12 protein-coding genes and 1 riboswitch are annotated in these 14073 nt (G+C 50.7%); of the genes, 9 read left to right on the top strand and 3 right to left on the bottom strand.

Annotation, left to right across the window (positions count from 1 at the left end; all coding sequences use genetic code 11):
- Positions 1 to 219 precede the first annotated feature (219 nt).
- The 3 genes from DQM57_RS00790 to tsaD all read left to right on the top strand — a co-directional run bounded on the left by DQM57_RS00790 (position 220) and on the right by tsaD (position 4785).
- Positions 220 to 2172: a cytochrome c biogenesis protein ResB gene (locus DQM57_RS00790; protein WP_167395577.1), complete on the top strand. Its 1953-nt coding sequence runs from the start codon at positions 220 to 222 to the stop codon at positions 2170 to 2172.
- Positions 2165 to 3352 carry a c-type cytochrome biogenesis protein CcsB gene (ccsB, locus tag DQM57_RS00795; protein ID WP_111726316.1) on the top strand — a complete coding sequence of 396 codons (1188 nt, stop codon included), beginning with the start codon at positions 2165 to 2167 and terminating at the stop codon, positions 3350 to 3352. Before DQM57_RS00790 ends, ccsB begins: the two co-directional genes overlap by 8 nt.
- A 368-nt stretch (positions 3353 to 3720) precedes the next feature.
- The gene (gene tsaD / locus DQM57_RS00800; RefSeq protein WP_111726318.1) at positions 3721 to 4785 is read left to right on the top strand and encodes a tRNA (adenosine(37)-N6)-threonylcarbamoyltransferase complex transferase subunit TsaD; all 1065 of its coding nucleotides are present in this window, start codon (positions 3721 to 3723) and stop codon (positions 4783 to 4785) included.
- A gap of 43 nt (positions 4786 to 4828) precedes the next feature.
- On the opposite strand, the gene DQM57_RS00805 is transcribed toward tsaD, so the two are convergent.
- Positions 4829 to 5680 carry a lysophospholipid acyltransferase family protein gene (locus DQM57_RS00805; RefSeq protein WP_167395578.1) on the bottom strand — a complete coding sequence of 284 codons (852 nt, stop codon included), beginning with the start codon at positions 5678 to 5680 and terminating at the stop codon, positions 4829 to 4831.
- Between the two features lie 97 nt (positions 5681 to 5777).
- A riboswitch (SAM-I-IV-variant riboswitch) is annotated at positions 5778 to 5888 on the top strand.
- A 173-nt stretch (positions 5889 to 6061) separates the two neighbouring features.
- On the opposite strand from DQM57_RS00805, the gene metK reads away from it, so the two are divergent.
- Positions 6062 to 7231, top strand: a complete 1170-nt coding sequence (gene metK / locus DQM57_RS00810) for a methionine adenosyltransferase (protein ID WP_003676347.1) — start codon at positions 6062 to 6064, stop codon at positions 7229 to 7231.
- 64 nt (positions 7232 to 7295) lie between these two features.
- Here metK and dacB read toward each other — a convergent pair whose 3' ends face one another.
- A complete protein-coding gene (gene dacB / locus DQM57_RS00815) occupies positions 7296 to 8705 on the bottom strand; it encodes a D-alanyl-D-alanine carboxypeptidase/D-alanyl-D-alanine endopeptidase (protein WP_111726320.1) in 1410 nt (469 codons plus the stop codon).
- Between the two features lie 170 nt (positions 8706 to 8875).
- On the opposite strand from dacB, the gene DQM57_RS00820 reads away from it, so the two are divergent.
- The 3 genes from DQM57_RS00820 (at position 8876) to DQM57_RS00830 (ending at position 11575) form a co-directional block, all read left to right on the top strand.
- Entirely contained in the window at positions 8876 to 9442 is a 567-nt protein-coding gene (locus tag DQM57_RS00820) for an NADPH-dependent FMN reductase (protein ID WP_003676344.1), read from the top strand.
- A gap of 114 nt (positions 9443 to 9556) precedes the next feature.
- Positions 9557 to 10225 (top strand): response regulator transcription factor, encoded by a 669-nt coding sequence (locus DQM57_RS00825; protein WP_111726322.1) that lies wholly within the window; start codon positions 9557 to 9559, stop codon positions 10223 to 10225.
- Between the two features lie 102 nt (positions 10226 to 10327).
- Positions 10328 to 11575: a sensor histidine kinase gene (locus DQM57_RS00830; RefSeq protein ID WP_111727597.1), complete on the top strand. Its 1248-nt coding sequence runs from the start codon at positions 10328 to 10330 to the stop codon at positions 11573 to 11575.
- Positions 11576 to 11613: 38 nt separating this feature from the next.
- On the opposite strand, the gene rng is transcribed toward DQM57_RS00830, so the two are convergent.
- Complete coding sequence (gene rng, locus DQM57_RS00835) at positions 11614 to 13107, bottom strand: ribonuclease G (protein WP_107959823.1); 1494 nt, start codon at positions 13105 to 13107, stop codon at positions 11614 to 11616.
- A 213-nt stretch (positions 13108 to 13320) separates the two neighbouring features.
- Between rng and grxC the strand changes: the two genes are divergently transcribed.
- Positions 13321 to 13578, top strand: a complete 258-nt coding sequence (gene grxC / locus DQM57_RS00840) for a glutaredoxin 3 (protein ID WP_039854192.1) — start codon at positions 13321 to 13323, stop codon at positions 13576 to 13578.
- Between the two features lie 22 nt (positions 13579 to 13600).
- Entirely contained in the window at positions 13601 to 14035 is a 435-nt protein-coding gene (secB, locus tag DQM57_RS00845; protein ID WP_003676334.1) for a protein-export chaperone SecB, read from the top strand.
- Positions 14036 to 14073: the final 38 nt, after the last annotated feature.

A 14073-nucleotide genomic window follows, 5' to 3' on the forward strand; every position in this document is an offset into this window, starting at 1 on the left:
AATTTTGCGATAAGTTTTCTAAATCGCATTTGTTGGGATTGATATAAACCATCTTTATAGTCTTGAAATAAAAGGCATCAAGACAGTAGAATCGGAGCAGTGTCCTTTATTGTCCGATTCCGTCTTCTATATTCCTGATTGCGGAAGAAACACACAATGAGTAAATCCCGTAGATCTACCCCGCTTCTTTTACATCCGTGGTTCGCTTTTTTCAGTTCGATGCGTTTTGCTGTCGCTCTGCTCAGCCTGTTGGGTATTGCGTCAGTAATCGGTACGGTTTTGCAGCAAAATCAGTTGCAAACAGATTACCTGGTCAAATTCGGTCCGTTTTGGACTCGGATTTTTGATTTTTTGGGTTTGTACGATGTCTATGCTTCGGCATGGTTTGTCGTCATAATGATGTTTCTGGTGGTTTCTACCAGCTTGTGTTTAATCCGTAACGTTCCGCCGTTTTGGCGTGAAATGAAGTCTTTCCGGGAAAAGGTTAAGGAAAAATCTCTGGCGGCAATGCGCCACTCTTCGCTGCTGGATGTAAAAATTGCGCCTGATGTTGCCAAACGGTATCTGGAAGTACAAGGTTTTCAGGGAAAAACCATTAACCGTGAAGACGGTTCGGTTTTGATTGCAGCTAAAAAAGGCACGATGAACAAATGGGGCTATATCTTTGCCCATATTGCTTTGATTGTCATTTGTTTGGGCGGTCTGATAGACAGCAACCTGCTGTTGAAGCTGGGTATGCTGACCGGACGGATTGTCCCAGATAATCAGGCGGTTTATGCTAAGGATTTCAAACCCGAAAGTATTTTGGGGGCTGCTAATTTGTCATTTAGGGGGAATGTCAGTATTTCCGAAGGGCAAAGTGCAGACGTAGTTTTCCTGAATGCTGACAACGGAATGCTGGTTCAGGATCTGCCTTTTGAAGTTAAGTTAAAAAAATTTCATATTGATTTTTACAATACCGGAATGCCGCGAGATTTTGCCAGCGATATTGAGGTGACGGATAAGGCTACCGGCAAGAAACTTGAGCGGACTATCCGGGTCAATCATCCGCTGACATTGCACGGTATTACCATTTATCAGGCAAGCTTTGCGGATGGCGGTTCGGATTTGACATTTAAGGCGTGGAATCTGGGTGATGCCTCGCGAGAACCTGTTGTATTGAAGGCGACGTCTATGCGGCAGTTCCCGCTGGATATCGGCAGGCATAAATACCGTCTTGAATTTGATCAGTTTACTTCGATGAACGTGGAGGACATGAGTGAGGACGGGAAACGGGAAAAAAGTCTGAATTCCACCTTGAATGATGTCCGTGCCGTCTCTCAGGAAGGTAAGAAATACACCAATATCGGTCCTTCCATTGTTTACCGCATTCGTGATGCGGCAGGGCAGGCGGTCGAATATAAAAACTATATGCTGCCGGTTTTGCAGGAACAGGATTATTTTTGGATTACCGGCACGCGCAGCGGTTTGCAACAGCAATACCGTTGGCTGCGTATTCCTTTGGACAAACAAGGGAAAGCGGACACTTTCATGGCATTGCGCGAGTTTTTGAAAGATGGGGAAGGGCTGAAGCGCCTGGTATCTGATGCCACTAAAGACGCGCCTGCCGAAATCAGGGAACAGTTTATACTGGCGGCAGAAAATACGCTGAATATCTTTGCGCGAAAGGGCTATTTGGGATTGGATGAGTTTATTACAACCAATATTCCGAAAGAGCAGCAGGAGAAAATGCAGGGTTATTTTTATGAAATGCTTTATGGTGTGATGAATGCGGCTTTGGATGAAACCATCCGCCGATACGGATTGCCGGAATGGCAGCAGGATGAAGCGCGAAACCGTTTCTTACTGCACAGTATGGATGCATACACGGGATTAACGGAATATCCCGCCCCAATGCTGCTGCAACTGGATGGGTTTTCGGAAGTGCGTTCCTCAGGTTTGCAGATGACCCGCTCGCCCGGTTCGCTTTTGGTCTATCTCGGTTCGGTATTGTTGGTTTTAGGTACGGTATTCATGTTTTATGTGCGGGAAAAGCGTGCATGGATATTGTTTTCAGATGGCAAAATCCGTTTTGCCATGTCTTCTGCCCGCAGCGAACGGGATTTGCAGAAGGAATTTCCAAAACATGTCGAGAGTCTGCAACGGCTCGGCAAGGACTTGAATCATGACTGAACACTATAAAACCCTTCCTGAACACGAACTGCTGGTCCGAAAGTCTTTTATCCGTAATTTGAATATCTGGGATTGGGTGTTTGCCGCGCTGGTTTTTTCGGGTACGGTTTTTGTACAGACTTTATCCGGTGTCCGTATGGATATATATGAAACGGTTATTTTATGGGTAAGTGCCGGTATTGCCGTGTTTTTGGGCTGGTTTTTCAAACCTGTACGCTGGTTTGTGCCACTGTGCATATTGCTTGCTTATGCTGCCGTCGGTTTGTACGGGGGCAACATCAAATCGGCAGAAGGATTTTTGCTGCGGTATTTCCTAAGCAGTCAGTCGGCGATTATGTGGCAGTGCGCATTCGTCTTTTTCGCTTTGTTTGCCTATATTTCGGGCGCGGTTTTGGCAAGTGTCAAAAATGTGCCGACTAATACGCTTTTGGGTATAGGAAACGTATTTGCGTGGGTGTCGGCACTGGCGGGGTTTACGGGACTTTTAGTGCGTTGGCACGAAAGCTATCTGCTCCGTCCGGATGCAGGTCATATTCCCGTGTCCAACCTTTATGAAGTCTTCATCCTGTTTTTGGTGATTACCGCGCTGATGTATCTTTATTATGAAGGTAAGTTCGCCATACAGAAATTAGGCGGTTTCGTATTCAGTTTTATGGCGGTCGTCGTCGGCTTTGTATTATGGTACAGCGTATCCCGTGAGGCTCATACCATCCAGCCGCTGATTCCGGCATTGCAATCTTGGTGGATGAAGATACACGTTCCGGCAAACTTTATCGGTTACGGCGCATTTTGTATTTCTGCCATGCTGGCTATTGCCGAACTGGTTTCCTTGAATGCGGAAGAGAAGGGAAGGAAGACGTGGCTGCCGCCGTCGGCATTGATTGATGAGGTTATGTATAAGGCGATTGCCGTCGGCTTTTTGTTTTTTACCATTGCGACCATTTTGGGTGCGCTGTGGGCGGCAGATGCGTGGGGCCGTTATTGGAGTTGGGACCCGAAAGAGACTTGGGCGTTTATCGTTTGGTTGAATTATGCCGTGTGGCTGCATTTGAGGTTGGTTGCCGGTTGGCGCGGACGCGTGTTGGCATGGTGGGCAATTATCGGCTTGTTTGTAACTGCCTTTGCCTTTATCGGGGTCAATATGTTCCTGAGCGGCCTGCATTCTTATGGAACGCTGTAATCTTAAGGGTTTGAGCGGAAACTCTGTTCCGGATGAATTCCTTGTGAGGGATAAAGAACCGGCATCGTGGCAACATCATCAGAATAATACATTAGAGAGATGAAAAACTGCCGGATGCAGGGGGAAAGTGCATCATGGTTGGCGTATCGGATTTGCCAAAGAATGCCGATACCGCTTGCCTATCGGATAAAGTTGATTATTTCAGAGCCGACGTTTGAGGTGAAAGAAATAACGCCGGCAAGCCGTCGGGAAAGGTCATCATAGACGAACGATATCCGAATCGTGCAGAAGGCCTTTCAGACGGTATTTTCTTTAATAGACAGGAAATCCTTTAAAAAACATCTTCAATTTTCAGACGGCATTAAATCATGTTGGTATTAGGAATCGAATCTTCATGTGACGAAACCGGTGTCGCGCTTTATGATACGGAGCGCGGCCTTTTGGCACATCATTTGCATACGCAGATGGCAATGCACGCCGAGTATGGCGGTGTTGTGCCGGAATTGGCAAGCCGCGACCATATACGACGATTGGTTCCGCTGACAGAAGGTTGCTTGAAGGAAGCCGGAGTGTCGTATGGCGACGTCGATGCAGTTGCCTTTACCCAAGGCCCAGGTTTGGGCGGTGCGTTGCTGGCGGGGTCGAGTTACGCCAATGCCCTGGCTTTTGCGCTGGATAAGCCCGTTATCCCCGTCCATCATTTGGAAGGACATTTACTTTCCCCCCTGTTGGCGGATGAAAAACCCGAATTTCCTTTTGTCGCCCTGCTGGTTTCGGGCGGGCATACTCAGATTATGGCCGTACGGGGAATCGGCGATTACGAACTTCTAGGAGAAAGTGTCGATGATGCGGCCGGCGAGGCATTCGATAAAACGGCAAAATTGCTCGGATTGCCGTATCCGGGTGGCGCAAAGCTTTCCGAACTTGCCAAATCAGGCAGCCCCGAAGCCTTTATTTTCCCACGCCCGATGATTCATTCCGACGATTTGCAGATGAGTTTTTCGGGATTGAAAACCGCTGTTTTGACTGCCGTTGAAAAAGTGCGCGAGGCAAACGGTTCGGAAACCATACCCGAGCAAACCCGTAACGACATTTGCCGTGCATTTCAGGATGCGGTTGTGGACGTATTGACGGCAAAAGTGAAAAAGGCCTTGTTGCAGACGGGATTCAGAACGCTGGTTGTGGCAGGCGGTGTTGGTGCGAATTGGAAGCTGCGCGAAACGTTCGGCAGCTTGTCGGTGCAAGAACCTGTGCAAAAAGGCAGGCCGAAAAACCGCGAGGAAAAGGTCAATGTATTTTTTCCACCGATGGCATATTGCACGGACAACGGCGCAATGATTGCTTTTGCAGGTGCAATGCATTTGAAAACGGGTAGAGAGGCCGGCGCATTCAATGTACGCCCGCGCTGGCCGTTGTCCGAAATCGTCAAATGACAAAATGCCGTCTGAAATTGTTCAGACGGCATTTTTATTTTCGTTACGGTGCTTTATAGCGGTTGTACATGAACAGATACTGGGTAGGAAAGCGGCGTATCCAATATTCGGTATTGCGGTTGAATACGGCGGCATCATGGGTTTTGTCGCCGGTCAATTCTCCTTGAAGGGGACTGATGTGTAAGGCAAAACCCTGCCCGTCAGGCAGGCGTTCGCTGCAAAAGAACAGCGTACTTACGCCTTTGACGTTTGCCAGTTTTGCCGCCAGCGTCATGGTATAGGCAGGTTTGCCGAAGAAATCCACCCATACGCCTTCCCCGCCTTCTTGAGGGGAGGGGACATGGTCGGGCAGGACGATGGTTGCTTCGCCCGCACGTAGGGCTTTGATGATTTGTTTGACCCCTTGTATGCTGGTAGGCGCGGTTTTTCCTTTGCCGCGAACCCTGCCTGCCTGCATCACTTTGTCTATTGCTTTAATTTTCGGCGGTTTATACATGGCGGTTAAGGGGAATGGCAGCCTTTGGCTGATATATCGCCCCCCTAAGTCGTAGCTGCCTATGTGCGGCGTGATAAACAGCAGCCCTTCGTGTTTGTCCAAAGCTTCTTGAACATATTCCCAACCCTGTACCGACTTGAACAGTGTTTCGATGTCCTCCGGTTTTTTGAAAAATGCGAGGGCAAGTTCCAAACCGCTTTTTGCTGTTTCCGCAAATACGGCTTTCACCGTTTTCGGGTCGGGATTCATGCCTGCCTGACGCATATTGGCAATAATGCGTTCTCGGTCTTCTTTGCGCAGGTAAAACGCCAGATGTCCGAGGAAAACACCCAATTTGTGCAGAAAGGGCAGGGGCAGCAGGGAAAAGGATTTGAGCAGGGCGGTCAGTAGGATGTGCATAACGGGGAAGCAAGGGGGAAACAGCCTGAATTGTAAACGAAACATGCCGTCTGAAAAAGGGAAGTATTGCGGCAATATGCCTTTTCTGCTACGATGCGCGCTGCATTAAGAGTTGGGAATTCCATGCCAACCTGCTTTTCAAACGGAAAGGTAAGGTGGACGGTTGAAAAACCGATGTGGCTCGCCAGAGCAATCCAAACCCGCTTAATGCGGGAATTTTTTTGCCTGTAAGAAACGCGCAACAGGATTCCGAAACAGTAGGCAAGTGCGAATGTTTCTCACTTGTATAGAGAAAAAGCGGAGTTTTTGTTATGATTTCCGCTGTCCGAAATAAAAGGCCGTCTGAAAACACAGCAGCCTGTTTTTAATGAAAGAATAGCAATGAGCGAATATCTGTTTACTTCCGAATCGGTATCCGAAGGCCATCCGGATAAAGTTGCCGACCAAGTATCTGATGCAATTTTGGATGCCATCTTGGCGCAAGACCCCAAAGCGCGTGTCGCGGCGGAAACCTTGGTCAACACAGGCTTGTGCGTATTGGCGGGCGAAATTACCACCACCGCCCAAGTGGACTACATCAAAGTCGCACGTGAAACCATCAAACGCATCGGCTACAACTCCTCCGAACTGGGTTTTGACGCCAACGGCTGCGCAGTCGGCGTGTACTACGACCAACAATCCCCCGACATCGCCCAAGGCGTAAACGAAGGCGAAGGTATCGACTTGAACCAAGGCGCAGGCGACCAAGGTCTGATGTTCGGCTACGCCTGCGACGAAACCCCGACCCTGATGCCGTTTGCCATCTATTACAGCCACCGCCTGATGCAGCGTCAAAGCGAATTGCGCAAAGACGGCCGCCTGCCTTGGCTGCGCCCTGATGCTAAAGCGCAGCTGACCGTGGTTTACGACAGCGAAACCGGCAAAGTAAAACGCATCGACACCGTCGTCCTGTCTACCCAGCACGATCCTGCCATCAGCCATGAAGAACTGAGCAAAGCCGTGATTGAGCAGATTATCAAGCCCGTTTTGCCGTCTGAACTGCTGACCGACGAAACCAAATACCTGATCAACCCGACCGGCCGCTTCGTTATCGGCGGCCCGCAAGGCGACTGCGGTCTGACCGGCCGTAAAATCATCGTCGATACCTACGGCGGCGCAGCTCCGCACGGCGGCGGCGCGTTCTCCGGCAAAGACCCGTCCAAAGTGGACCGTTCCGCCGCTTACGCTTGCCGCTATGTTGCGAAAAACATCGTAGCCGCCGGTTTGGCAACCCAATGCCAAATCCAAGTTTCCTACGCCATCGGCGTTGCCGAACCGACTTCGATTTCCATCGACACTTTCGGCACAGGCAAAATCAGCGAAGAAAAACTGATTGCCTTAGTTCGCGAACATTTCGACCTGCGTCCTAAAGGCATCGTCCAAATGCTCGATCTCTTGCGCCCTATTTACGGCAAATCCGCCGCCTACGGCCACTTCGGCCGCGAAGAGCCTGAATTTACTTGGGAGCGCACTGACAAAGCTGCCGCACTGAAGGCAGCTGCAGGGCTGTAATTTCAGTTTGAACATCAAAAATGCCGTCTGAACAGTTCAGACGGCATTTTTATATTTTCCTGTTTCAGGCGTGACGTTCTTTGCACATCAGTTTTGCATCCAGCCAGCCGTCGCCTCCGGGAATGATATTTTTAGAAACGAAGTTGTCCAAATCAGGCAGTAGGGAAACGGCACGTCCGCTGTTGATGATGACCACCACCACCATCGGTTTGTCGCCCAGCCAGTAGCCTGCCAATGCGCGGACATTGTTGAGCGTGCCTGTTTTCAGGTGCAGAAGCCCGCCGCTTTGCTTGAGGCGGTTGCGCAAAGTTCCGTCTGTACCGGCGATAGGGAGCGTGTCGATGAAATCTTGTGCAAACGGGCTGAAATAGGCTTTTTCCAGCATTTGCGCCATCATTTTTGCAGTCAGCTGCTCTTTCCTCGACAAACCGGAACCGTTTTCCAAAACCAAATCCGCAACATCGACACCGGAAACGGCAAGCTCGCGCTTGACGGCCGCCGCCGCCTGGTCGGAAACGGTGGGCAATTTGCTGTTGCCGCCCAGTTTCAGGAAGACGGACCGTGCAATCAGATTGTCCGAACGTTTGTTCATGTCCGTCAAAATTTCCTTCATCGGTTTGGAGTGTACAAGTGCAAGCGTCTGTGCGCCTTCCGGCGTGTCGGATATGCCGATGCCATCTGAAATCTGTCCTCCGCCGAGCAGCCAGTGGTTGGTAAAGCTCTGATGAATCAGTTCTTCAAGCGGAAACATTCGGACATCGACTGCCTTGCCCAGACAGCTTCCAGGGATGGTGCCGCGCAGTTTCAGCATATTATCGGTAAAAGACGCATGCATCAGTTTCTTGACTGAAGGGCAGGACGCTTTGGCCGAGGTAATTTTCAGGCTGTTTTGGGCACGGATATCCGGCAGAGGCGGATTGGTGAGGATATCGATACCGTTGGCAGAATTACGTTCGGCACGGACTCTGACCATGCCTGAGGAGAGCATGGTCGGATTGGGGGAAGTCATAAAAGGAGAGCCGCCGTCGGCTTCGAAATCGTCGGGACTGCCGACTTCTCCCCACAGCTTGTGGTCGAGTATCAGGTGTCCCGTGATATTGCGGATGCCTTTGTCGCGCAACTGGCGTTGGACGGCAAGCAGGTTTTCCTGATCGAAAACGGGGTCGCCACTGCCTACCCAGTACAAATCGCCATCGAGCGTGCCGTTACTCACTTTGCCGTTGCTTTTAAATGCCGTCGTCCAGCGATAATTGCTGCCGAAGGTTTTGAAGGCGGTAAAGGCCGTGATAAGTTTCATGGTGGAGGCGGGGTTTACGGGAACATCCGCACGGTGGTCGATAATGACTTTGCCGCTGTCGAGCTCTTGGACATATACGGCGATTTCGTTTTGCGGAATGCGGCCGGTATCGAGTGCTTGCGCAGCCAGCGAGGTTAGAAGCAGCAGCAGGGAGGCTGCTGTTTTGGGGAAATTCATGGGTGAATCTGTTGTATAAAAAGGCAATTATAAGGCAAAGTCGGATATGGGGAAACGGAAAGGGCTTGGTTTTCGGGTTGTCTGTATTAAAAACTGAATATATAATAATTATCATTATGAGAAGTAGGTAGCGTTTAAGGTTAAAACCTTATTGTTCAGGAGGAATTATTGTGGCTAAGAAAATCAGTATTTTAGTGGGTAGTCTGCGTCGTGCTTCTTTTGCACGCAAGGTGGCATTGAATGCGGTACAGATGTTTCCAGAAGGCTATCAGGCGGAAATTGTCGAAATCGGGCATCTGCCGCTTTATAATTTCGATTATGACGATCCTGCCGTGGGAGATGTGCAGCTTCCTGAAAGTTATACGGATTTCCGTGAGACGATTAAGGCTTCAGACGGCATTTTGTTCGTTACTTCCGAAAACAACCGGACTGTGCCGGCATGTTTGAAAAATGCGGTGGACATCGGTTCTAAACCGAATGCCGATGTGGCGTGGAAACACAAACCTGCCGGTATCATCAGCCATTCCGTCGGTAAGATGGGGGGCTACAGTTCTCAAAAAAACCTGCGTCTTGCTTTGTCTTATTTCGATATGCCGCTGACAGGGCAGCCTGAGGTGTTTTTGGGCAATTCGCCGACGCTGTTTGATGAAAAAGGCAAATTGATCGACTCTGCAAGGGATTTTGTTCAGTCATATATTAATCAGTTTGTCTCTCTGGTGGAGAAACACGCAAAATAGGTTGGAAACGGTCAAAAACCGCAGAATTTTTGTTCTGCGGTTTTTTGTTGCTGCTAAATTGCAGCTAATGTTCGAGTGTTAGAATAGCCGCGGTTTATCTGAAAGGGAAAGTTGATGCGTGTATTGTTGGTTGAAGATGATGCGATGATTGCGGAAGCAGTGTCGGCAAATTTGAAAGACGGCGGTTATGCGGTGGATTGGGTCAAAAACGGCGCGCAGGTTGCGGCGGCGGCCGCTGCCCAGCCTTATGACCTGATGCTGCTGGATTTGGGTTTGCCGGGGCGTGATGGTTTGGATGTTTTGTCGGAAATACGCGCGACAGGCTGTACCGTCCCCGTCTTGATTGTTACGGCACGGGATGATTTGTACAGCCGGCTGAACGGTTTGGACGGCGGTGCGGACGACTATATCGTCAAACCGTTCGATATGGCGGAGCTTCAGGCACGGATGAGAGCGGTGTTGCGGCGCGGGAGCGGTCAGGGACAGGTTTGCCTGTCCAACGGTGTGATTTCGCTGAATCCGGCAACGTATCAGGCGGAAATTGTTGCCGAGGGGAGGCAGGTGGCATTGAGCAATAAGGAGTTTGCAGTATTGCAGGCTTTGTTGGCGAGGCCGGGTGTCATTCTGTCGCGTTCGGATTTGGAAGATAAGATTTACGGCTGGGGCGAGGAAGTCGAAAGCAATGCGGTAGATTTCCTGATTCATGCGCTGCGCAAGAAATTGGGTAAGGAAAACATCCAAAATGTACGCGGTGTCGGTTGGCTTGTGCCGGGTGCCGTTTGAGAAGATGCTGTCTGGACAGGAGTGGCGTTGCCGATGTTGAACCGTTTAATCCGTATGTTGAAGCAGTCGCTTCAAGTCAGAATCAGTATCGCGCTGATTTTGATGTTTTTGCCGCTGGCAATGGCTGCCGGCGTTTTTTCTTATTACGATACTTTTCATGAAGCGGAAGAACTTCAGGATGACCTGTTGCGTCAGACGGCATTGTATGTCGGTCCCGATTACCATCCCGATGCTTTGCCGGAGGGGGACGACGATACACGTATTTTGGTACAGATGCCGGATCAGGAGCCGATTGTCAGTCTGCCGATACATTTGAAAGACGGACTGCATACTTTGCGTGCGGACGGGGATGACGATTATTACCGCGTCTATATCCGCACGACGGGGCAGGGACGGATTGCCGTCATGCAGGAAAACGAATACAGGGAAGATTTGGCCGCGGATGCGGCGATGCAGAGCGTGCTGCCCCTGTTGGCGGCTTTGCCGCTGATTATTCTGCTGACCGTGTGGATTACGCATCAGGCTATGCGTCCCGTCCGTATTTTGTCGCAGAATCTGGAACAGCGAAGACTCGATGATTTGTCTGCTTTGAATACGGACAATATCCCCAGCGAGATAAAAGGTTTTGTTACGGCCATCAATCTGCTTTTGAAACGTGTGGATGAAGATATACGCCGTCGGCAACGGTTTATCGCCGATGCGGCGCACGAGTTGCGGACGCCGATGACCGCCCTTTCCCTTCAGGCGGAACGCCTCAACAATATGCCGCTCCCACCCGATGCGGCGCGGCAGTCTGCCGTTTTGCAGCAAAGCATACGGCGCAACAAACACCTGCTCGAGCAGCTTTTGGCTTTGGCGCGTTCGCAGTCGAATGAAACCCCTCTGACGAAAACGACATTCGGGCTGCAAAGCCGTTTCCGCCGGGTATTGCAGGAACTCATGCCGCTTGCTTTGGAGAAACGGCAGGACATCGGTGTGGCAGTCGAAGGTGATTTCGAAATATTTGCCGATGAAACCGAAATCTATACCTTGGTTAAAACGTTTGTTGATAACGCAATACGTTATACACCGTCCGAAGGCAGGATAGATTTGGGTTTCACAGACGAAGGGAAATATCTTGCCGTGTGGGTTGAAGATAACGGGAAAGGCATTCCGGAATCCGAACGCGTCCGCGTCCTTGACCCGTTTTACCGTATTTTGGGAACGGAGCAGCAGGGGACAGGGTTGGGGCTGTCTATTGCCGATACGCTTGCCAAAAAATACGGCGGACATTTGGAATTGGCCGACAGCCGGAGATTCGGACACGGTCTGCTGATACGCGCTTTGTTGGACAAGGAAACCCTGAAATAGACAGATGCCGTCTGAAAACAGGTTTCAGACGGCATTTTCTACATCAATACGATGTCGTATTGTTCCTGCGTGTAGGCGGTTTCGACTGCCAGAGAAATCGGTTTGCCGATGAAATCTATCAGCATAGCCAACGATTGCGATTCTTCGTCGAGGAAAAGGTCGATGACGTTGGGTGCGGCAAGGATGCGGAAAGATTGCGCATCGTAGCGTCGGGCTTCACGGACGATTTCGCGCTGGATTTCATAACACACGGTTTGCGGCGTTTTCAAACGGCCCCGGCCTTGGCAGGAAGGACAGGGTTCGCAGAGGATTTGGCTGAGGTTTTCGCGCGAGCGTTTGCGTGTCAGCTCGACCAAGCCCAGGCTGGTAAAGCCGTTGAGGGTAACGCGGGTACGGTCGAAGGCAAGGGCTTTGGCAAGCTCTTGCAAGACGGCTTCGCGGTGCGCTTCCTGCGCCATGTCGATAAAGTCGATGATGATGATGCCGCCAAGGTTGCGCAGCCTTAATTCACGGGCGATGGTGTGGCAGGCTTCTAAGTTGGTGCGGAAGATGGTTTCGTCGAAGTTGCGTGCGCCGACGAAGCCGCCGGTGTTTACATCTATCGTGGTCATGGCTTCGGTGGACTCGATAATCAGGTAGCTGCCGAAGTTGAGGTTGACGCGCGGTTGCAGGGCTCGGTTGATTTCCTGTTCGACGTTGTGGGTCTCAAACAGCGGGCGTTCGCCTTTGAATAGCTCTATCCTGCCCAATGCTCCGTGGACGTATTGTTCGGCGAAGCGCGTCATGCGGCCGTAGTTCGCGGTGGAGTCGACGAGGATTTTTTGCGTGTCGCAGCTGAACATATCGCGCAACACGCGCAGGCTCAGCGGTAAGTCTTGATACAGCAGGGTTTCGGGCGGTTGGATTTTTGCCTGCTCTTGGATGTGTTCCCACACTTTGGTCAAGTAGTTGATGTCGGATTGTAGCTGTTCGTCGGTGGCGTTTTCGGCGTTGGTGCGGATGATGTAGCCGTGGCATGCCTTTTCCGGCAGGAGCTTGTTGAGACGCTCGCGCAGGTTGCTTCGTTCCGTATCGTCCTCGATACGCTGGGATACGCCGATATGTTCTTCCTGCGGAAGGTGGACGAGAAAACGCCCTGCCAGCGAGATTTGTGTGGAAAGGCGCGCGCCTTTGGTGTTGATCGGGTCTTTGATGACCTGCACCAAAACCGACTGCCCTTCAAACAACATATGTTCGATGCGCTGGGTTTCGTCGGGGTTGCGGCGTTGTTCGAGGACATCGACGATGTGCAGAAACGCCGCGCGTTCCAAACCGATGTCGATAAACGCGCTCTGCATGCCGGGCAGCACACGGCGCACCACGCCCAGATAAATATTGCCGACCAAGCTGTGTCCGCTGTTACGCTCGATGTGCAGTTCGCAGATATTGTTTTCCTCCAACACCGCCACGCGCGTTTCCTGCGGCGTGATGTTGACCAATACCGTTTCGGGCGGACGGGCGATGTCCTTTGGGATGGGTAGTCCTGACAACATGGTTTTTCCTGAAAATGTAATAAAAATATTTTTGCATCCGTTCCGACGCGCAGCGCGGGTGCAAAAATATTTTTCATAAGGGTTATCATACTTTAAAAAACAAATTTTGGCACATGATGTCCGTGCCGTCTGAAAATGCACCGGTCCGGCACTTGCCAAACAGGGAGAATGCCCCTATATTGATTATCATTGCAAACTCTGTGGAAAATGAATATGCAGGCTGTTACCATGTACACAGGTGCGTTTTGTCCCTACTGCACGATGGCGAAAAGGCTGCTGCATGCTGCAGGCGTTGAAAACATAGGCGAAATCCGTGTCGATACGAATCCTGAAGCCTTTGCCGAAATGCAGCAGCGCTCCGGACAGCGCAGCGTACCGCAGATTTTCATCGGCGAAACGCATGTCGGCGGATTCACCGACCTGTACCGCCTTCAGCAGGAAGGCAAGTTGGACGAATTACTGAACCCTTAACCCCAAAAACTAGGAAAACAAAATGAGCGAAGAACTGCAACCCGTATTCAGCATTGAGCGTCTGTATGTCAAAGACTTGTCTTTGGAAGTGCCGCACGCGCCGCAAATCTTCTTGGAACAGGGCGAGCCTGAAGTCGATATGCGTGTTTCCACTGACAACAGCAAACTGGAAGACGGCTACTACAACGTTGACGTTACCGTTACCGTTACTGCCAAGCTGAATAACGAGCGTACCATGTTCCTGAACGAAGTAACTCAAAGCGGCATCTTCCGTTTGGAAAACATTCCTGAAGAAGACGTACAACTGCTGTTGGGCGTGGCTTGTCCGAATATCCTCTTCCCTTACGCGCGCGAAGCCATTTCCACCAGCGTAACCCGTGCAGGCTTCCCGCCTGTACTGCTTGCTCCGATCAACTTCGAAGCTATCTACCAACAACAACAGGAAGCTAACGCTTAATCACGTTATACCTGTGTGCAGGCCGTCTGAAACATTGC

It is taken from the genome of Neisseria cinerea, assembly GCF_900475315.1.
Classification (GTDB): domain Bacteria; phylum Pseudomonadota; class Gammaproteobacteria; order Burkholderiales; family Neisseriaceae; genus Neisseria; species Neisseria cinerea.